The sequence below is a fragment of the Comamonas sp. Y33R10-2 genome (genome assembly GCF_019355935.1).
In the GTDB taxonomy this organism is placed as follows: Bacteria; Pseudomonadota; Gammaproteobacteria; order Burkholderiales; family Burkholderiaceae_C; genus Comamonas.
This window is the reverse complement of record NZ_CP079925.1, coordinates 414,147-434,309: the sequence shown is the minus strand read 5'-3', so window position 1 is coordinate 434,309 and position 20,163 is coordinate 414,147. Positions and strand designations below refer to the sequence as shown.

The following is a 20,163-nucleotide window of genomic DNA, read 5'->3' as shown; positions in this document are numbered from 1 at the left end:
TTTGCTGCTGCATTGCAGCCCCCATATAACCATCAAAGTCATGGGGAAACCTCCGGCGCCCCTCTATGCCTATAGAATCAATCACCGGGCCCAAGTATCTTGTGGTCCGGTTTTTTTTGTCCGAAATTTCTTTTCTGACAAACAGCCGGCCTCCAAGCCAAGCGCCCCATCGCTGTGAAATTGTTTGCAGCGACCTCTTATGGAGCTTGGAATCAAATGGAAATTTTCGACTACGACAACATTCTTCTGCTGCCACGTATGTGCCGTGTGGAGAGTCGTTCGGAATGTGACACCAGCGTCGTGCTGGGCAACCGCAGCTTCAAGCTGCCCGTGGTGCCCGCCAACATGAAGACGGTGGTGGACGAAAATATCTGCGCCTATCTTGCGCAAAACGGTTTCTTCTACGTGATGCACCGTTTTGACATCGACAATGTGGACTTCACCAAGGACATGCAGTCCAAGGGTCTGTTCGCGTCGATCTCTCTGGGCGTCAAGCAACCCGACTACGACACCGTAGATCGCTTTGTTGCTGACGGCATCTGCCCTGAGTACATCACCATCGACATCGCCCACGGCCATGCCGAGAGCGTGAAGAACATGATCCAGTACATCAAGGCCAAGATCCCTGCGGCCTTTGTGATTGCGGGCAACGTGGCCACGCCCGAAGCTGTGATCGATCTGGAAAACTGGGGCGCTGATGCGACCAAGGTGGGCGTGGGCCCGGGCAAGGTGTGTATCACCAAGCTCAAAACGGGTTTTGGCACAGGCGGCTGGCAGTTGTCGGCGCTCAAGTGGTGCGCACGCGTGGCGACCAAGCCCATCATTGCTGACGGCGGTATTCGCAGCCACGGTGACATTGCCAAGAGCATCCGCTTTGGCGCCACGATGATCATGATTGGCTCGCTGTTTGCAGGCCATGAAGAGTCCCCCGGCAAGACCGTGGAAGTGGACGGCGAGCTGTTCAAGGAATACTACGGTTCGGCTTCTGACTTCAACAAGGGCGAGTACAAGCACGTCGAAGGCAAGCGCATTCTGGAGCCTGTTAAGGGCCCATTGATGAACACGCTGATCGAAATGCAGCAAGACGTTCAGTCCTCCATCAGCTACTCCGGCGGCACCAAGCTCATGGATGTGCGCAAGGTGAACTATGTCATCCTCGGCGGCGACAACGCTGGCGAACATCTGCTGATGTAAGCGCGCAAGCGCAGCTCACCAGCGCGAAGGTGAACCTCCAAAAAAAGCATCAAGGGCAGCTTAGCCTGCCTTTGTTGTTTCTGGGGATGTCGCTGACAAGCTTGCTGATGAACTTGCAGACAAGCTGACACGCTTTAGCATGGTGGTATTCAATCAATCCAAGCAAACAGCATGAGCACTTTGAAGATCGCCGTTTTAGGCACCGGAATGATGGGCCTGCCCATGGCCCGCCGCCTCGCTCAGGCCGGCCATGAAGTTCACGCATGGAATCGCACCCGCGCCAAGGCAGAGCCACTGTTAACGGACGGTGTCACCATCCACGACAACGCAGCTGACGCGGTGCGCGGCGTAGACTTTGCCATTAGCTTGCTGGAAAGCGGCGCAATCGTGGGCGAAGTACTCTTCAATCAGGGCGTGGCCCATGCCATGCCCAAGGGCACGCTCTTCATCGACATGGCCTCCATCCAGCCACGAGAAGCGCGCGAGCACGCAGACAAGCTCAAAGCCTTGGGCGTGCGGCACATTGATGCTCCCGTATCTGGCGGAACCTTGGGCGCACAAGCAGGCACACTCGCCATTATGGTTGGGGGTGATGCTATTGATTTTGATAGCGCTCTGCCCGTCTTTGCTGCACTGGGCCGCGCGACACATGTAGGGCCACACGGCGCAGGTCAGTTGGCAAAGTTAGCCAACCAGATGATTGTGGGCATCACCATAGGCGCCGTAGCCGAAGCCTTGCTGCTTGCCGAGCGCGGTGGAGCGGACCCTGCCAAAGTGCGTGAAGCCATCTCGGGCGGCTTTGCCGACAGCCGCATTTTGCAAGTGCATGGTGAGCGCATGGTCAAGCAAGACTTTGCAGCGCGTGGCCGTATGGCGGTTCAGCTCAAAGACATGCGCAACGCCACAGCAACGGCCGATGAACTTGGTTTTGACGCACCGATTACTGGCCTGCTAGAGCAGCTATATGCTGAGGGCGTGAAAAACGGCCTGGGTGATCTTGATCAGGCAGGCCTGTTCGTAGAATTTCAAAGGCGCAATTCGCTCGATTGAAAAAAACCGCGGGTTTTCCTGCAACCCCTGAAGAAATAGCGCATAATTGCGGTCTTGCTTGCAGCGCAGGCAATGTGTGGGGCTCTTAGCTCAGCTGGTAGAGCAGCGGACTCTTAATCCGTTGGTCGAGTGTTCGAATCACTCAGGGCCCACCAAAATTCTTCAGTCTGGTTTTTCATCAGATTGATCCTCCGGATTAACTCCGGCGGGCTCTTAGCTCAGTTGGTAGAGCAGCGGACTCTTAATCCGTTGGTCGAGTGTTCGAATCACTCAGGGCCCACCAAAAATTTAATCGATTTGCTTTTAGCAGATCAAACCTCCGGTTTATTCCGGCGGGCTCTTAGCTCAGTTGGTAGAGCAGCGGACTCTTAATCCGTTGGTCGAGTGTTCGAATCACTCAGGGCCCACCAAAATTTATCCGATCTGCTTTGAGCAGATCAAACCTCCGGTTCATTCCGGCGGGCTCTTAGCTCAGTTGGTAGAGCAGCGGACTCTTAATCCGTTGGTCGAGTGTTCGAATCACTCAGGGCCCACCAAATATTCAAAAGCCAAAGTTCTCACGAGCTTTGGCTTTTTTGTTTGCCCAACTCACATCACATCAGAGCGTGAGCGCTGTCAAAGCATTAGTGAACACCTCAGGCATCATGCAGGCATCGGCACTCCGCCCCATGCCACCAAGTACATGCACAGCCTTTAAGACTCACTATGCAAAACAACTTCTCTACCTTCTGGCGTGGGCCGCGCTGGGCGCTTGCCATGCTGCTTGCCATCCTCGGCATGCTGGGGCCGTTCGCAATAGACACTTATATTCCCGCATTCTCAGGAATCGCCAAGGCATTAGGCGCAACGCCTGTTGAGATGCAGCAAACCCTGTCAGCCTACCTCTTCGGCTTTGCCTTCATGAATTTATTTCATGGTGCATTGGCCGACAGCTTTGGCCGCCGCCCCGTCATTCTTTGGGGGCTTGTCATGTTTACGCTGGCCTCCGCAGGTTGCGCCATGTCTCAAAACATCACGCAACTGGTGCTGTTTCGCACACTGCAAGGCTTATCCACTGGCGCCGGCATTGTGGTGTCTCGCGCCATTGTCCGGGATATTTTTCCACCAAATCAGGCGCAAAGCTTGATGGCGCAAATCACCATCTTCTTTGGCATTGCTCCGGCGCTGGCACCCGTGATGGGTGGCTGGCTACTTATGCACCTGGGTTGGCAATCCATCTTTTGGTTTTTGACGCTGATTGGCGTTCTGCTTTGGGCCATTAACGTCAAGTTTTTGCCTGAGTCCCTGCCCATCGAAAAGCGCCAGCCTTTTCAATTCAAGCCGCTAATGCAAGGCTACCGCACGCTGTTGACTGACCCGCGCTTTGTACTGCTGGCACTGGCTAGCGGCATTCCATTCAACGGCATGTTTTTGTACCTGCTGTCCGCGCCCGCTTTTCTGGGCGACGTTCTGAAGCTGGAGCCCACGCAATTCTTCTGGTTTTTTATCGCCACCATTGGCGGCATCATGGCTGGCAGCTGGACCAGCGGAAAGCTGGCCGGGCGCATTGCACCCAAAAAACAGATTCGCCACGGTTTTGTGGTCATGTTCGCCACGTCCATCATCAACCTCGTCGCCAATCTAATTTGGCCCGCGCATGTGAGCTGGGCACTACTGCCCATCTGCCTGTTTGCTTACGGCTGGGCGCTGATGGTGCCCGTGGTCACACTGCTTGTATTAGATGTCCACCCCGAACGACGCGGCCTTGCCTCATCACTGCAAGCGGTCGTCGGCTCTGTCGCCAACGGCTTAGTTGCTGGAGTGATTGCACCGCTGGTCATGCATTCGGCTGTGTTGCTTGCCATTGGCTCTATTGTCATGATGCTGATTGGCTTGGCCGCCTGGATGTATTTGCATCGCCATTGGCCCGAAATTGGGCGCACCGCTTCAGAGCTTTGAAATAGCAAAAGGCAAAAAAAATGAGCTGTAAGTCCAATTGATACAAAGACTTCGAGCTAATTTATAGCTGAAGCCCATGTTAATTGAGGACAAGCAGCTCCTCTTTTTGATGAAGCAGATAACAAAAAGCCGGCTACAAGAGCCGGCTTTTTAGGATTCAAGCGAAAGCCTGAATCAGCGATTAACGCTCGTCACGACGAGGAGCGCGGGGCTTGCGGTCAAAGCCGCGATCGCCACGGTCACCGCTAGGCTGGTAAGGCTTACCAGCGCTTTGGCCAAAGGCTGGACGACGATCACCGCCACCACCGAAGCCACGCGATTCGCCACCGCGGAAGCCGCCTTCACGCGCGCCGCCACCTGCATGAGCGCCATCACGAGGACCGCCAAAGCTCTTGCGAGCTTCGCCGCCTTCGCTGCGACCCGCAAAACCACCACGATCACCACCGCGATCACCACCGCGATCGCCGCCGAAGCCGCCACGGTTAGGAGCGCGATCACCGCCGCCGAAGCCGCGCTGGTCATCACGAGGACGGTCACCACCAAAGTTAGGACGATCACCACCACGGTCAGCACCGCGATCGGCAAAACGGTCACCGCGAGGTGCGCCAAAGCCTGGACGATCGCCGCCACGGTCACCACCGCGGTCGTTGCCACGAGCACCGCCAGCGAAGCTGCCGAAGCCTGGCTTGCGGCCATAGCCGTCACCATCACGACGAGCGCCGCCGCCACCAAAGCTACGACCACCGCCACCGCCGCCACGACGGCCATCACGATCGCCGCCACCGCCAGCAGGAGCACGTTGCACTGGCTCCATACCTGGAATCACTTCAGCCTTGAATTGCTGACGTGTGTAAGCTTCGATGTCGAACACACGGCGACGATCACGGAATTCCGCAAACGTCACAGCAGTACCTTCACGACCCGCACGACCGGTACGACCGATACGGTGGGTGTAATCTTCAGCCTTCATGGGCAAGCCATAGTTGAAGACGTGAGTGATGGTGGGCACGTCGATACCACGTGCGGCCACATCGGTTGCCACCAAGATTTGCACTTGACCGTTACGCAAAGCCATCAGGCGGCGGTTACGCAGACCTTGACTCAGAGCACCGTGCAGAGCAACGGCGGAGAAGCCTTCTTGCTGCAGGTCGGTTGCCAGGCCGTCGCATTCCACTTGCGTAGAAGCAAACACAATGGCTTGGTTGATGGTGCTGTCACGCAACCAGTGGTCCAGCATCTTGCGCTTGTGCTGAGCGTTATCGGCCCAGAACAGCACTTGCTTGATGCTGGCGTGCTTTTCTTGAGGCGAATCAATCGTCAGCTTCTTCACGCCGGAGCCGTTGTCATGCATCACACGCATGGCCAGCTGTTGCACGCGAGGTGCGAACGTTGCGCTGAACATCATGGTTTGCTTGCGCTGGGCAGTCATCACGTTGACTTCGGCCAGATCGTCGGAGAAGCCCAGATCCAACATGCGGTCAGCTTCGTCAACCACCAAGAACTGAACCTTGTCCAGCTTGATTTGCATAGAGCGCTGCAGATCCAGCAGACGGCCAGGAGTGGCCACCACCAGGTCAGCGTTTTGCAGCTTGGCAATTTGCAGTTGGTAAGGAATACCACCCACCACGTTGGCAACACGAATGCCGCGGCAGTGCTTGACCAGCTCGATAGCGTCATGCGCAACTTGCTGAGCCAGCTCACGTGTGGGGCACAGAATCAAAGCGCCAGGAGTAGCAGCCTTGAAATTGCGGTTGTTGGTGGGATCCTTGCGCTTGGCACGCTTAGGAGCAGCTTCGCCATTGGCTTCAGCTTCAGCGCACATGCGCTCGAACTCAGCCTTGGCATCAACGTCAGCTTGAGCGCGTTGTTGGATCAAGGTGTGCAGCACGGGCAGCAGGAAGGCAGCAGTCTTGCCGGAGCCAGTCTGGCTGGACACCATCAGGTCGATGAAACCGTTGGCATCAGCGCCTTCACCCATGGCCAAAGGAATGGCCTTGATCTGCACTGCTGTAGGCTGGGTGTAGCCGAGGTCAGCCACAGCCTGAACCAGTTCAGGAGCCAGGCCCAGTTCTACGAAACCGTTAGGCTGAGCAGGAACTTCTTCAGCAGCAGCTTCTTCGGAGGTGATTTCTTCAGCACCAGTATCTTCTGCGTCCATGTCGGCCAGCATAGCGTCCAGACGGGAATCGATTTCAGGCGAAGACACGGCGATATCGGCAGCGGCCACTTGGCCCTGCTCTAGGGAGTTTTCTGTCATTAATAGCTTACGAAAAAACGACGCAGTCAGCGTGCTGCTCGCTTCTTTTGACGGTTGGTTATCAACATCCACCGTCAGACTTTGACTGGCCCGTTCGCAAAACGGGGCAGATGGGTGTTATGTCTTAGCGTGTCGGCTGTATGTAGGCCGTTGCACGAAAGTAAGTACCCGTGTGTGATGGAGATGCGCAAAAATTACCCATTGATCGGGTAAGAGGGATATTGTGGCACGCAACGGGTTTTCCCGCAAGTGATGAATTTGTATCCCCCTTCACAGGAATGTGCCTATCGAGAGCAAAACATGCTCTTAAGCACTCAGCAATTCTTTGCGGTAATGCTGCAGCTCGTCGATCGACTCATGCACATCGGCCATAGCGGTGTGGCGCTGCGCTTTCTTGAAAGAGGTATAGGCAGTGGGCTTCCAACGCTTGGCAAGCTCTTTCAATGTGCTCACATCGATATTTCGATAGTGAAAGAAGTCGTTGAGCTTGGGCATGTAGCGCTCCATAAAGCGCCTGTCCTGAGCAATGCTGTTGCCGCACAGCGGCACCTTGCCCTTAGGGACGTATTTTTTCAAAAAAGCAATCAACGCGGCTTCAGCTTCGGCTTCGGTAATGGCGGAGGCCTTTACCTTGTCGATCAGACCGCTTTTGCCATGCGTGCCCTTGTTCCAGGCATCCATACCGTTGAGTAGCTCATCGGATTGGTGAATCGCAAAAACAGGCCCTTCGACGCGCGTTTGCAGGTCGGAGCTGCTGACTACGACAGCAATTTCAATAATGCGGTCGTGATCGGGGTTCAAGCCCGTCATTTCGCAATCCAGCCACACCATATTGAGGTCGGATTTAAGCAGAACGACAGGAGCATCAACAGCAGACACAGCCACGGGTTCCGCGCTGGCGGAATTCATACAGGAAGCTTCAGACATGGCGCAAATTGTCGCCTACACTGCCAAGACATGGCTTCCAACCTAGATTTTTCTCTGACACTTTCACTGATTTTTGCAGCGGCAGTTGCGCTTCAATGGCTACTGCGCGCATGGCTAGTCTCGCGCCAAGTGCGCCATGTGGCCCAACACCGCAATGCAGTACCCGCAGCCTTTGCCCACCGCATCAGCCTAGCGGCACACCAAAAAGCTGCCGACTACACGCTGGCCAAGGCTAGGGCCTCACTCATCGACATCACCTTGTCGGCCGCCGTGCTGCTGTGCTGGACCTTGCTGGGCGGACTGGACTGGCTCAACCACTGGCTGCTTGAATTCATCAATCCCGGCCTGTGGCAACAACTGGCATTACTCGCCAGCTTTGTGGTGATCTCATCGCTCATTGAGCTACCGCTGTCGCTGTACCAAACCTTCAAGCTAGAGCAGCGCTTTGGCTTTAACCAAATGACACTGGGCCTATGGCTGGGCGACCTGCTCAAGTCCACCTTGGTCGGCGCCGTCATTGGCCTAACCTTGGCAGCACTGATTTTGTGGCTGATGGGCTCTACCGGCCCACTGTGGTGGCTGTGGGCCTGGGCAGCATGGACCGCATTCAATTTGCTGCTGATGTGGATCTTCCCCAGCTTCATTGCCCCGCTGTTCAACAAATTCGAGCCGCTGGCGGACGAAAACCTCAAATCCCGCGTTACCAGCCTGATGGAGCGCTGCGGCTTTGCCGCCAAGGGTTTGTTTGTGATGGATGGCAGCCGCCGCTCGGCCCATGCCAACGCCTATTTCACAGGTTTTGGCAATTCCAAGCGCGTGGTGTTTTTTGACACCCTGCTCAAGCAACTCAGCCCCAGCGAGGTTGAGGCCGTGTTGGCTCACGAGCTCGGCCACTTCAAGCATAAGCACATCACTAAGCGCATGGTGATGATGTTTGGTGTGTCTTTGCTTGGCTTTGCATTGCTGGGCTGGATCAGCCAGCAAGCGTGGTTTTACTCAGGGCTGGGCGTGTCGATTCTGGAGAGCAAGCACCTCGTCGTGCCTGCTGAAAACAATGCCATCGCCCTGCTGCTGTTCATGCTGGCCGTGCCTGTGTTCAGCTTCTTCATCACACCGCTGATGTCCGCCATGTCGCGCCGCGATGAGTTTGAAGCCGATGCCTATGCCATTGAACAGGCTGATGGTGCTCAACTAGCTTCAGCACTGCTCAAGCTTTACGAGGACAATGCCTCAACCCTCACGCCAGATCCTTGGTATGTGAGCTTTTACTACTCACACCCTCCCGCAGTGGATCGACTGGCGCGAATGCCAGCGCCCATCGGCAGTTTGTAACTCCACAAGAGTTTTCTCATGAGCACCTCAACCTTGCTACAAAAAGACTGGTCCCAGCTCAAGCGCAGCGCACTCAGCGCCGATCAGGCGCGTGCGCAACTGGCTGCTCTTGAAGGCTGGCAGCTAGCGGGCAACGACGCCAGCCCCGCCATCAGCAAGACTTACAGCTTTGCCAACTTTTACGAAACCATGGCCTTTGTGAACGCACTGGCCCTGATTGCCCACCAGCAAGACCACCACCCCGACCTAGAGGTGGGCTACAACCGCTGCAAAGTCAGCCTGAACACGCATGACGTGGGCGGAATCTCTGAAACCGATATCGACTGCGCGCGCCGCATCGAAGCACTATTGAAGCTAGCCTAATTTCTATGGCAAAACAAGGACAGCGCCCCCGCGGCCAAGCCATTTCAGGAACACAAGCAGGTCTGGTCGTTGCCAGTTATGGCCGTCACTGCGTCGTTGAGACGCCGGACGGCGAGCGCCGCATCTGTCACCCCCGCGGCAAAAAAAGTCAGGCCGTCGTGGGCGATCAGGTTCTGTGGCTGGCAGCGCCACCGGGTCAGGGCGATGAAGGCACGATTGAGAAAGTCGTCGAACGCCGCAATGTCTTCTACCGCCAAGATGACATTCGCACCAAAACGTTTGCCGCCAACCTCGACCAGCTTCTCATTTTGATAGCAGCCGAGCCAGTATTCAGCGAGGTGCAGCTAGTACGCGCCTTGATTGCCGCCGAGGCCGCGCACATCACGCCAATCATTGCGCTCAACAAGATGGATCTGGAAGAACCCTTCTTACGCGCTTGGGAGCGACTGGCACCCTACCGCACCATGCGCGACGCTGTGGATGACCCGCCGCATTACGTGGTGCTGCCGCTGTCGCTAGAAGATGCAGATGACGAGGACCGTGACGCCATCATTGGCCTGCTGCAAGGCAAAACGACGCTGGTTCTTGGTCCATCAGGCGTTGGTAAAAGCACCTTGATTAACCTGCTGCTGCCAGACGCCAAGGTTGCGACCAAAGAAATTTCGCAGGCGTTAAACACCGGCAAGCACACCACGACTAGCACCACTTTGTACTGGGTCGATGAGGCGCGCACCACGGCCATCATGGACTCGCCAGGCTTTCAAGAGTTTGGCCTCTATCACATCGCCCCTACGCAGTTGGCCGCTTGCATGCCTGACATTGGCGCCCACGCCAAAGCCTGCAAGTTCTACAACTGCACCCATTTGCATGAGCCAGGCTGCGGCGTGATTGATGCAGTCAAAAATGGCTCTGCTGAGCTACCCATCAGCGACAACCGCTATCGTATTTATAGAGAGCTGCACGAAGAGTTGGATGTTCATCATTTTTGATGGAGGGTAAGAAGGTGGATTCAACCGAATATCCAGCCTTCTTCACCGACCAAACAAGGACGAGGGGCTGTTTAGAAATCTCATTCGGCATGACTTCCAAACCGACCTAGCCCTGAGACCATCACCCCAGCAAACGGGCAAAGGTCAGCAAGGCCAGCAGCAGCAGCCAAACAGCCACCGAGCGCCAGACCAAGCCCACCACGCTGCGCAAATGTGCCATTTCTGGCTCACGCCCAGGGGTCGAATCGCTACCACCCTCCCACTGCGCATCCGCACCTTCTTCGCCATAACCAGCATCGCGGCGACGCAAAGCCTCTCCACCCAAGCGCACATTGATAGCGCCGGCAGTGGCGGCCAAGATTACGCCATCGTTGTCATTAGGGAAGCGCTGAGCATAAACACGCCAGTTATCAATCGCTTCTTCAAAACTGCCCACCATGGCAAAAGAAAGCGCCGTTAAGCGCGCTGGCAGCCAGTCAATCACATACCAAGCTTTGGCAGCAGCCTCTTGCAGTCGCTCGCTGACTGGCGCTTGCAAACCTTCCACGCCCTTGCGCGACCACGCCCGCGACAAATACTCAGCCATGCGATACAAAATGGCGCCCAGCGGGCCCAAGCCCAGCACCGAGAAAATCGAAAACCAGAACAGCACACCAAACACATGGCGGTGTGCAGCCAGTACGGAATATTCGATGACATGGCGCACTACTTCGCTGCGAGGCACCTCGCTGGCGTCAACCTGCTGCCAATCGGCCAATGCCTGACGAGCGGCGAATTCATCACCCGCATCCAAAGCATCACGAATATGCGTGAAGTGGTGGCTAAATTGACGAAACCCTAGCGTGACGTAGAGCACAGCCACGTTCCAGAGCATGGCTGCGGGCCAGCCAATCAGTTGCTGCAAGGCCCAGAAAATACCCAGTGCGATGGCGCAAGGCAGCAAAACCGCCATGACCCAAGCCAGCCAGCCATGGTGAGCTTTACCCGCGTCAAAGTTACGGCGTACGGTCACCGTCCAAGCGCGATAGCCCCCTTGCACCAGGTTAGACCGGGCCAACGGGCGCGCTTGCTCCAGCAACAAAGCGATCAAGATGGCGAAAAAACTCATGGCTTCATCATAGCGGCGCAGTTTGTCTGCTTGTTACAAGCGGCGCATCAAGCCGCCAAAAAACGATAAAGATTGCGCAACATGCCCGCTGTTGCACCCCAAATATAGCGCTGCTGCTCTCCGTCTTGATAGGGCATCGCAAACCATTCACGATCCACGCCTTGCCACTGCATGGCATGACGCTGGTGATGAGCAGGGTTGAGCAAAAAAGACAACGGCACCTCAAACAGATCGGCTACCTCGCCCGGATTGGGAAAGTAGCTTGGCTGCGGATGCACCAAGGCGACCACTGGGGTGATATGGAAAGCGGTTCCCGTCACATAGACAGGCAAACGCCCCAAAACCTCTACATTTTTTGGTGAAAGCCCCACCTCTTCATGAGCCTCGCGCAGAGCAGTCGCTTCAGCGGATACATCTTGTGGATCTCGTTTACCCCCAGGAAAAGCGACTTGCCCGGAGTGTGTAGATAGCTTGGCAGAGCGCACAGTCAGTAGCACCATGGGCTGCTCGCGCAGAACAATGGGAACAAGCACCGCCGCATCCATGGGTTGGCGGGCAGTGATGGGCTTTTCTAGCATCCGCTCAGGAGTCCACTCGGGTGGCTGCGCAAAACGCATGCGCAATGCCTGCGGCGTCTGAGCCCCCAATGGCACAGAGGGAAGCTGACTATCAATACCCAGCAATCGCGCCCAACTGGGGTCTACGATAGCGATAGAAGGAGTAGAAGATTGAGCAGATACAGACATGTACTCAGCCTAAACAAGTGTCCAAAGCAAGAAAAAAGCAAAAGCTACAAAAAAGACAGCGGCCATAAAAAAAGCCGCCACAGCGAACTGTAGCGGCTTTTATGGAATTACTTCCGACGCGCGTATTACTGAGCAGCAGCTGCAGTCTTAACGCGGCGCTGAGGCAGCTTTTCCTTGATACGAGCAGACTTGCCGCTACGTTCACGCAGGTAGTACAGCTTGGCGCGACGGACATCGCCGCGACGCTTGACTTCAATGCCAGCGATCAGAGGGGAGTAAGTTTGGAACGTACGTTCCACGCCTTCACCGCTGGAGATCTTACGCACTGTGAAGCCGCTGTTCAGGCCACGATTACGCTTAGCAATCACAACGCCTTCGTAAGCTTGAACGCGCTTACGAGCACCTTCAACCACGTTCACGCTCACGATGACGGTGTCACCAGGAGCGAATTCGGGGATAGTCTTGTTCAGGCGAGCAATTTCTTCTTGCTCAAGAGTCTGGATCAAATTCATGATGTAAGTCCACTTGGATCGTGTCCGCGCCAAAATTGGCAAGCACCGGGATTGGTGCTATGGCTGCATTACAAGAACTGCCCGAAAGCAGATCTGGTGTTCCTAGCAGCGGCCGGATATAGGATCAAAGAGCCTCAGATTATAGCTTGGGAGCTGTTTTTGCCAAAAACCCTTCGTCTTTGGCATTGAGCAGGCCCTGTTTTCGGGCTTGCTCGATCAGCTCCGGACGGTGCTGCGTCGTAATGCGCAGCCGCTGATCACGGCGCCAGCGTTCAATATTGGCGTGGTGACCAGACAACAGCTCAGGCGGAACGTCCTGGCCATTCCAGACTTCGGGGCGGGTGTAGTGCGGGCAGTCCAGCAAGCCATCAAGCGCAGGGTTGAAGCTATCTTGCTGAAAGCTGCCCTCGTCGTTGAGCACGCCAGGCTGCAGTCGCGCCAGAGAGTCCAGCAGCACCATGGCCGCCAGTTCGCCTCCCGAAAGCACAAAGTCACCCAAACTGAGCTGATGCGTGACATGGGCGTCAATAAAGCGCTGATCAATACCTTCGTAACGACCGCAAAGCAGCACCGCGCCACGGCTTTCGGCCCACTCGGCCACCACAGCATGTTTAAGCGTGGTGCCAATCGGGGAAAACAATACAACGGGAGCTGGCTCGGTTTGCTCTTGCGCATCTGCCTCGATACGGGCGGCGCGGATCGCATTCAGGCAAAGCTGCAAAGGCTCGGCCATCATCACCATGCCGGGGCCACCGCCAAAGGGGCGGTCATCAACCCGGCGATAGTTGCCTTCGGCCCAGTCACGCGGGTTCCACAGATGCACGGCCACTTGGCCGGAGCTGTAAGCGCGGCGGGTCACCCCGCTCTCCAAAAAAGGAGCAAACAGCTCAGGAAACAGGGTAATGATGTCGAAGCGCATGATCCACCAAGACAAGCAGCTATCGAATCAATAGTGCTTGCACATTAAATTCAATAATCAGGCTGCCAGTCGGCCACGATGGTCTTACTTGCAAGATCAACCGAGTCCACATAGGCATCCACAAAAGGAATCAGGCGCTCTTGCTCCTTGCCTTCCACTTCATAGCCCAGCACCAGAACGGTCTGCGGGCCAGTGGACATCAGATCTGTGACAACACCCAGAGCCACACCTTCGCGGTTGACTACGGACAAGCCCAGCAGGTCGACCCAGTAAAACTCGCCGTCATCGGTTTTGGGGAAATGTTCACGCGCTACAAAAATGCGAGCGCCGCGCAAAGCTTCAGCCGCATTGCGGTCTGCCACTTCGGGCGAAGTCGCAACGACGGTGTCTGAATGAAAGCGCGCTTGCTTGACAGGCAGGACTACGGCACCCGTAAAGTGCTTTGCACCTTTTTCGGAAGGCAGCAAAAACCAATCCTTGGCAGCAAAAAGCGCATCAGGAGCGCTGCTAAAGGCCTGGACCTTGAACCAGCCCTTGATTCCCCAGGCATCGGCAATGCGACCGACTTCAACGGCATCAGCAGGCAAGCTCGTAGCTTGAAGAAGAGGCATGTGGCTCATGGGGAATCAGCAAAGAGATTTCAAAAATTCAATAGAAAACGGGTTCCGTCAGGCAAACCAACGGAACCCGCTTTGATAACGCGCTTAAAAAGCGACCGCTTAATTAATTAAGCAGCAACCTTCTTGGCAGCGTTCTTGATCAGGCGTTCAGCCGTTTCAGAAGCTTGGGCACCAACGCTCTTCCAGTAAGCAACACGGTCCAGAGCCAAACGCAGGCCTTCTTCGGCGCCACGAGCGCTAGGGTTGTAGAAACCCAGGCGTTCGATGAACGAACCGTCACGACGCACGCGCTTGTCAGCGACAACGATGTTGTAGAAAGGACGAGCTTTAGAGCCGCCGCGGGAGAGACGAATAACAACCATGATATTTCCTTCGGGTGGTTACAGCCGGCGCTATTAAAAAATTGACCAGCTGCGCACGTTCTTACAGCGTTTGAGACACGCGACATGACCACCCGGCCAGCGACACGCTGTAAAGCCAGAAATTATATCGATTTCTGTTCAAGATGCCTACAGGCTAGCCAATGAATAGCAGCAATCCCAAGGTCTATCAACGAATAGACGGCAATTGCCCTGTGTCCGAAAAGCTGCATGACAGGAATAATCAACTGATCGCTTCTAGCATCTGCAGTCAATCATGAATCCCAGTGCAACTACCACTACAGCTCGCTCTCGCAGCAAAAATAAGACTCTGGCCGCTTGGCTGGCTTTTGTGGGTGGCCCACTTGGCTTACACCGTTTTTACCTGTACGGCATGGGTGACTGGCTTGGCTGGCTTTTGCCTATTCCCACAGCTTTGGGCATTTATGGCATTGAGCGCATCCAACAATTAGGTCAAGACGATCAATTGAGTTGGATTTTGATTCCTCTGTTTGGCTTCACCATCGCCGGCTGCGCACTGCGCGCCATTCTTTACGGGCTTATGGACAAGCCGGTCTGGAATGCACGTTTTAACCCCAGTGCCGCTGCTGATGCAACTGCAGGCCAGACCCAATGGACCACCATTTTCGCTATTGCACTGTCCCTGCTGTTTGGCGCTACCGTTTTAATGGCCAGCATTGCATACAGCTTTCAGCACTACTTTGAGTATCAGGTGCAAGAAGCACGAAAGATCTCTCAATAAACACAATTCAAGACCAAGAAACCTAGGGTTAAGCCTAGGTATTGGTTTATTCAGAATGAATCTTTTGTAAGCAAAAGTCTATTTAAAGACTTGAAACTGCCAAAATCAGCCTCTCATCGGCCTACAGAACCCACAATGCAAGTCTAAAGAACACATTGCAATGGATTTGCACTATGCAAATTTTGCGTCCTCCGGCGCTCTTGTTCCACCTGCCAGATGAGGTTTTATGTCTGTACCAGCCGACAAGTCAGTCAAGTCAGAAGCGCAGGGGCAAAGCCCCTTCCCTGCATCTACCAATTTAGTGGGCGTGTACGGCGAGCAGTTATTTCGCATCCTTGAGCAAAGCAGCAGCGGCTATGTGCTGCTGGATGCTCAAGACCGAGCTCAGCGCTGGAACGATGGTTATTTACGCCTCTTTCCTTGGCTTATACCGACACTTAAAGTCGGTGCATCTCTACGGACAGCTCTTGAGGCTGCGGTTGCGTCAGCACCGCCTTCAGCCTCAGCAGAGCTCCATAGCATTGCTGAAAAGCAATTGACATTGATAACGCGCCAGCAAGCGCATATTCAAATTCAGCAGCCCAGCGGACGCAAAATCAGCCTATCTGCGCATGCACTTTCGGCCAATTACACCGTGCTAACCTGCAAAGAACTGGTTGCTGACGAAGGGGATGGGGAAAGCCTCTCATTCTTTGATGCTCCGACCAACCTGCCTAATCGTCGCCTGCTACTGGATCGTTTATCACAATCCATGATTCAGTCAGAGCGAACCGGTTGGCGTGGCGCCTTGCTGACCATTGATATGGAGCCCGCCAAAGGCTTTAGCCACCTGGATACCGACGAGACTAATGCGCAATTAGCACCCGAGACTGCGCAGCGACTGCTCAGCTGTATGCGCGCCTGCGACACAGTGGCGCGCTTAGACTCCAAGCACTTTGTCATCATGGTTTCCGACCTGTCTCCAGATATTGAACTGGCAAACCTATTGGTCGAGCGGCTAGGAGAGAGACTTATTGAAAGCCTCAGCAGCAACTACCAGCTCAACACCCAAACCGTAAAGCTAGAAGCGAACATTGGCGCAACCCTGTTCGGCCCACACTCCCACTCTGCGACTGAATTGCTGCAGCAGGCGGAAACGGCCATGTATCGCCTTCGTGATGAAGAAGCCCCAGGCCTGCATTTTTTCAACCCCGAGCAGCACACCCAGCCCCTGCAACGCACCCACATGGAGCAAAGCCTGCGTGAAGCTCTGCGCTTAAGTCAGTTTGAGCTGCACTACCAGCCTCAATACTCTACCCGCGGCGACATTAGCGGGCTCGAAGCCTTGCTGCGCTGGCGCCACCCCTTGCGTGGCCTGGTACCGCCCAGCATTTTTCTGTCCGTTGCAGAAGAAACCGGCATCATTCTTCCCCTTGGTCTTTGGAGTATTCGAGCAGCCTGCGAGCAATTGGCGCAATGGAAAAGCGACCCTCAGCTGAACGCCCTGACCATCTGCGTCAACATCAGCGCCAAGCAACTGCAGCAGTCGAACTTAGCCGAGCAAATCGAACACATCATTGCGCAAACGGGAGTCAACCCCGCCCTGCTAGTGCTTGAGCTTGCAAGTAAAACACTCAACCCCATTGATGCTGACATCATTCGCGCGCTCAGCCGCCTAGGCGCTATAGGTGTGCGCTTATCTATGGATGGCTTTGGCAGCGGCTCCAACACATCAGAAATGCTGCGCCAACTGCCTCTTTGCCAACTCAAGCTCGCCCACTCACTGGTTCATCGTTTGGGGCCCAACAACGCCAGTGAGGCGGCCGTCCAATCAGCGATTGCACTCGCCAATCAACACCAAATTACCGTGGTCGGCGCAGGCATTGAGACCCTTGAGCAACGCGCTCTACTCGCTCAGCATGGCTGCAAACACTTCATGGGGCATTTATTTAGCGCCCCGGTGCCTGCCAGCAAAATCAAATCGCTGCTGCAAAACCCGGCCCTGCTCGGGCAAAAATAAACGCAGACTCAGTCCTGAGAGGGCATAAAAAAAGGCTTCGCAATGCGAAGCCTTTTTTGCCTCAAGTCATTATTTCATAAAGACTTCAAGCTATAGATAGAGTAGCGTTTTAGAACAACTGCAAGCTAATCCAGTAGGCAATCGAAGCAACAAAAGCGCTGGCAGGAATCGTCAAAACCCAAGCCCATACAATGCCGCCTGCTACGCCCCAGCGTACAGCACTGGCTCGCTGGGTTGAGCCCACACCGACAATCGCACCAGTAATAGTGTGAGTGGTCGAAACAGGAACGCCCAAGAAGGTTGCCAAGAACAACGTTAACGCGCCACCCGTTTCAGCACAGAAGCCGCCAACGGGCTTGAGCTTGGTGATCTTCTGACCCATGGTCTTCACGATACGCCAGCCGCCAAACATGGTGCCCAAGCCGATGGCTGCATAGCAGCTCACGATGACCCAAGTTGGAGGCGTGCTTTCGCCTGAACCCATATAACCCGTGGCAATCAACAGCAGCCAGATGATACCGATGGTCTTTTGAGCATCGTTACCGCCGTGACCCAAGCTGTAAGCACCTGCGGAAACCAGTTGCAAGCGACGGAACCACTTATCCACGCGATTCGGGCTTGCACGGCGGCATACCCAAGCCACCAGCACCATCATCAGCGAACCCAGCGTAAAGCCAAGCAGCGGTGAGACAAAGATAAAGGCCACGGTCTTCCAGATGCCAGAGGCAATCAGAGAACCTGCACCCGCCTTGGCAATCACAGCACCCACAATGCCGCCAATCAAGGCGTGCGAGGAGCTACTGGGAATGCCGTAGATCCAAGTGATGACGTTCCAGGTAATAGCGCCCACCAAGGCGCCGAACACGACATGCGTGTCCACAATACCGGGCTGAACAATACCCTTGCCCACGGTTGCTGCCACGCTCAGGTGGAAAACAAAGATCGCAATGACGTTGAAGAACGCTGCGAACATCACCGCGTGTGCGGGCTTTAGCACCCCCGTAGAGACTACGGTGGCGATGGAATTGGCAGCGTCGTGAAAACCGTTCATAAAGTCGAACAGCAACGCGAGCACTACCAGCATGATCACAACCCAAAGGGCTGCCTGTACCGGTTCCATGATTGGACTCCTGCGAGGATCAGGAATTCTCGAGGACGATGCCCTCGATCAGATTGGCCACGTCTTCGCAGCGATCTGTCACAGTTTCCAGCAGCTCATAGATAGCCTTGAGCTTGATGACTTCACGCACGTCCGGCTCTTCACGGAAGAGCTTGCTCATGGCGGCGCGCATCACGCGGTCCGCATCGCTTTCTAAGCGATCAATTTCATCGCAGGTCTTGCTGGTCGCCTCGACAACCGATGGATCCGACAGGCGGTCCAGCAGCTTGACTGCATCACGCACACGCTCGCAGCAACGCACGCACAGATCTGTCAGGCGTGTAATTTCGTCAGTCATGTGACGCACGTCGTACAAAGCCATGGTTTCGGCCGCGTCCTGAATCAGGTCAGCCACGTCATCCATGGTGTTGATCAGAGAGTGAATGTGCTCACGGTCCAAAGGCGTGATGAACGTCTTGTGCAGCATCTTGGACACATCGTGGGTGATGCGGTCAGCGGCGCGCTCGGCGTTATCTACGTCTGCGTTGTACTTTTCACGCAGATGCAAGTCGTTGTAATTGGCAACGAGTTGGGAGAAGGCGTGAGCTGCTTCAACAATGCGGTCCGCATGCTGATTGAACATCTCGAAAAAATTGCCTTCACGGGGCAATAGCTTGCTAAAAAGCATGAATGATCCTTACCGGGAAAAAGAAACCAGGCGACTCATTGCAAAAGAGCATGGTTCCCGGCTTAAACGGGGCGAAGTTTACTCTTGAGTTCTTGTGCGTTTGAGCGCGAACTCAAGACAGCCCTTCAAGCGCCACGAAAAATAAAACACACACTGTTCTTCTGTCGAAATCCTGCTACGGCAGCAGCTAAACATAGCGAGAAAGGGATTTGTTTAAATCTCAAGTACGCAAAGCAGCAAAAGCGGGGTCGTCATGCAAATAACGCGAACATGTTCCAACAATTTCTTTTTGTAATATACAAATTCCAAAAAACCCATAAATAGAATTTAAAAGAATCAAATCGAAAGAAAAAAACATTTCAAAGATCAAAAAAATGTCATTTATTTGTCATTTATTTGAAATCAAAGGGATTTGCGCAGGACGTTAGACCAGAAAACACGCACAAAACAAAGGTGCCACGAAGCGATTGCACCCATTCGTGCACCCTGATATTTGCTTAATTTCTCTGTGCCCTTATAGCCTCAGCCTACTCCCCCAGATAGGCAGCACGCACACGGGGATCATTAAGCAGCGTCTGCCCAGGCCCCGTCATGGTGATGATTCCAGACTCCATCACATAACCTCGGTCAGCCAGCGCCAGCGCTCGGCTAGCGTTTTGCTCTACCAGCATCATGGTCACGCCAAGAGCGTAAACATCGCCGACCACCTCAAAAATCTTATCTACCATGATGGGAGACAGACCCATAGATGGCTCATCGAGCAGCAGCACCTTAGGCTGACTCATCAAAGCCCGAGCCATGGCCAGCATTTGCTGCTCGCCACCGGACATGGTCCCGGCCAACTGATCTTTGCGCTCTTTCAAGCGCGGAAAGATGTTGAACATGCGCTCAATATCGGCCTGGATGCCGGCTTTGTCATTGCGCGTGTAAGCACCCATCAACAAATTTTCGGTAATAGTCATGCGGGCAAAGACACCGCGGCCTTCGGGCACCATGACTAGGCCTTCGGTCACCAAGTCCCAAGCGCCCTTGCCTTTAATGCTTTTGCCCAGATACAGAATATCGCCATCCGTTATCGGCAAACCGCAGGTGACGGCCTTCATGGTCGTGGTCTTGCCTGCGCCGTTAGAACCAATCAGGGAAACCAGCTCACCCTGATGCACCACAAAATCCACGCCTTTAACGGCTTGGATACCGCCATAACCCACCTTCAGGCCGCGCACTTCCAGCAGCACCGGCGCTGCGGACTTTGCCGCCTGAGCTTGTTCCAGCCCTTGTTTCAGCATTTGTTCCTGCATAT

19 protein-coding genes and 4 tRNA genes are annotated in these 20,163 nt (G+C 54.8%); 12 read left to right on the top strand and 11 right to left on the bottom strand.

Annotated features, from left to right (window positions below):
- Positions 1-216 precede the first annotated feature (216 nt).
- The 7 genes from KUF54_RS01890 to KUF54_RS01860 all read left to right on the top strand — a co-directional run bounded on the left by KUF54_RS01890 (position 217) and on the right by KUF54_RS01860 (position 4,182).
- Positions 217-1,194, top strand: coding sequence for a GMP reductase (locus KUF54_RS01890; protein WP_219344740.1), 978 nt, complete (start codon positions 217-219; stop codon positions 1,192-1,194).
- 171 nt (positions 1,195-1,365) lie between these two features.
- The gene (locus KUF54_RS01885) at positions 1,366-2,244 is read left to right on the top strand and encodes an NAD(P)-dependent oxidoreductase (RefSeq protein ID WP_219344738.1); all 879 of its coding nucleotides are present in this window, start codon (positions 1,366-1,368) and stop codon (positions 2,242-2,244) included.
- A gap of 79 nt (positions 2,245-2,323) precedes the next feature.
- Positions 2,324-2,399 (top strand) — tRNA-Lys (locus KUF54_RS01880).
- Positions 2,400-2,451: 52 nt separating this feature from the next.
- Positions 2,452-2,527 (top strand) — tRNA-Lys (locus KUF54_RS01875).
- Positions 2,528-2,578: 51 nt separating this feature from the next.
- Positions 2,579-2,654: transfer RNA gene (locus tag KUF54_RS01870), tRNA-Lys, on the top strand.
- 50 nt (positions 2,655-2,704) lie between these two features.
- Positions 2,705-2,780 (top strand) — tRNA-Lys (locus KUF54_RS01865).
- A gap of 169 nt (positions 2,781-2,949) precedes the next feature.
- Entirely contained in the window at positions 2,950-4,182 is a 1,233-nt protein-coding gene (locus KUF54_RS01860; RefSeq protein ID WP_219344736.1) for a multidrug effflux MFS transporter, read from the top strand.
- Positions 4,183-4,363: 181 nt separating this feature from the next.
- Here the strand turns inward: KUF54_RS01860 and KUF54_RS01855 are convergent, their stop codons facing one another.
- Entirely contained in the window at positions 4,364-6,439 is a 2,076-nt protein-coding gene (locus KUF54_RS01855) for a DEAD/DEAH box helicase (RefSeq protein ID WP_219344734.1), read from the bottom strand.
- Between the two features lie 306 nt (positions 6,440-6,745).
- Positions 6,746-7,348: an oligoribonuclease gene (gene orn, locus KUF54_RS01850; RefSeq protein ID WP_370627598.1), complete on the bottom strand. Its 603-nt coding sequence runs from the start codon at positions 7,346-7,348 to the stop codon at positions 6,746-6,748.
- Between the two features lie 48 nt (positions 7,349-7,396).
- On the opposite strand from orn, the gene KUF54_RS01845 reads away from it, so the two are divergent.
- From KUF54_RS01845 to rsgA, 3 genes are read left to right on the top strand one after another with little or no spacing between them, the layout of a single operon-like run.
- Positions 7,397-8,698 (top strand): M48 family metallopeptidase, encoded by a 1,302-nt coding sequence (locus KUF54_RS01845; RefSeq protein ID WP_219344732.1) that lies wholly within the window; start codon positions 7,397-7,399, stop codon positions 8,696-8,698.
- A gap of 18 nt (positions 8,699-8,716) precedes the next feature.
- Positions 8,717-9,061, top strand: a complete 345-nt coding sequence (locus KUF54_RS01840) for a 4a-hydroxytetrahydrobiopterin dehydratase (RefSeq protein WP_219344730.1) — start codon at positions 8,717-8,719, stop codon at positions 9,059-9,061.
- A gap of 5 nt (positions 9,062-9,066) precedes the next feature.
- Entirely contained in the window at positions 9,067-10,050 is a 984-nt protein-coding gene (gene rsgA, locus KUF54_RS01835; protein ID WP_219344728.1) for a ribosome small subunit-dependent GTPase A, read from the top strand.
- Positions 10,051-10,171: 121 nt separating this feature from the next.
- Here rsgA and KUF54_RS01830 read toward each other — a convergent pair whose 3' ends face one another.
- The 6 genes from KUF54_RS01830 to rpsP form a co-directional block, all read right to left on the bottom strand.
- The gene (locus tag KUF54_RS01830; protein ID WP_219344726.1) at positions 10,172-11,158 is read right to left on the bottom strand and encodes a CobD/CbiB family protein; all 987 of its coding nucleotides are present in this window, start codon (positions 11,156-11,158) and stop codon (positions 10,172-10,174) included.
- 47 nt (positions 11,159-11,205) lie between these two features.
- Positions 11,206-11,904, bottom strand: coding sequence for a CoA pyrophosphatase (locus tag KUF54_RS01825; protein WP_219344724.1), 699 nt, complete (start codon positions 11,902-11,904; stop codon positions 11,206-11,208).
- Positions 11,905-12,029: 125 nt separating this feature from the next.
- A complete protein-coding gene (rplS, locus tag KUF54_RS01820; protein ID WP_099738331.1) occupies positions 12,030-12,416 on the bottom strand; it encodes a 50S ribosomal protein L19 in 387 nt (128 codons plus the stop codon).
- Between the two features lie 139 nt (positions 12,417-12,555).
- A complete protein-coding gene (trmD, locus tag KUF54_RS01815; RefSeq protein WP_219344722.1) occupies positions 12,556-13,335 on the bottom strand; it encodes a tRNA (guanosine(37)-N1)-methyltransferase TrmD in 780 nt (259 codons plus the stop codon).
- Positions 13,336-13,385: 50 nt separating this feature from the next.
- Positions 13,386-13,955, bottom strand: coding sequence for a ribosome maturation factor RimM (gene rimM / locus KUF54_RS01810; RefSeq protein WP_219344720.1), 570 nt, complete (start codon positions 13,953-13,955; stop codon positions 13,386-13,388).
- A 107-nt stretch (positions 13,956-14,062) separates the two neighbouring features.
- Positions 14,063-14,317, bottom strand: coding sequence for a 30S ribosomal protein S16 (rpsP, locus tag KUF54_RS01805; RefSeq protein WP_219344718.1), 255 nt, complete (start codon positions 14,315-14,317; stop codon positions 14,063-14,065).
- A gap of 274 nt (positions 14,318-14,591) precedes the next feature.
- On the opposite strand from rpsP, the gene KUF54_RS01800 reads away from it, so the two are divergent.
- Positions 14,592-15,077 carry a TM2 domain-containing protein gene (locus KUF54_RS01800; RefSeq protein WP_219344716.1) on the top strand — a complete coding sequence of 162 codons (486 nt, stop codon included), beginning with the start codon at positions 14,592-14,594 and terminating at the stop codon, positions 15,075-15,077.
- Between the two features lie 226 nt (positions 15,078-15,303).
- The gene (locus KUF54_RS01795) at positions 15,304-17,076 is read left to right on the top strand and encodes a bifunctional diguanylate cyclase/phosphodiesterase (protein WP_219344714.1); all 1,773 of its coding nucleotides are present in this window, start codon (positions 15,304-15,306) and stop codon (positions 17,074-17,076) included.
- A gap of 109 nt (positions 17,077-17,185) precedes the next feature.
- On the opposite strand, the gene KUF54_RS01790 is transcribed toward KUF54_RS01795, so the two are convergent.
- From KUF54_RS01790 to KUF54_RS01780, 3 genes are all read right to left on the bottom strand, one after another.
- Complete coding sequence (locus KUF54_RS01790; RefSeq protein ID WP_219344712.1) at positions 17,186-18,196, bottom strand: inorganic phosphate transporter; 1,011 nt, start codon at positions 18,194-18,196, stop codon at positions 17,186-17,188.
- A gap of 19 nt (positions 18,197-18,215) precedes the next feature.
- Positions 18,216-18,863 (bottom strand): DUF47 domain-containing protein, encoded by a 648-nt coding sequence (locus KUF54_RS01785; protein ID WP_219344710.1) that lies wholly within the window; start codon positions 18,861-18,863, stop codon positions 18,216-18,218.
- 527 nt (positions 18,864-19,390) lie between these two features.
- Complete coding sequence (locus KUF54_RS01780; protein WP_219346225.1) at positions 19,391-20,149, bottom strand: ABC transporter ATP-binding protein; 759 nt, start codon at positions 20,147-20,149, stop codon at positions 19,391-19,393.
- Positions 20,150-20,163: the final 14 nt, after the last annotated feature.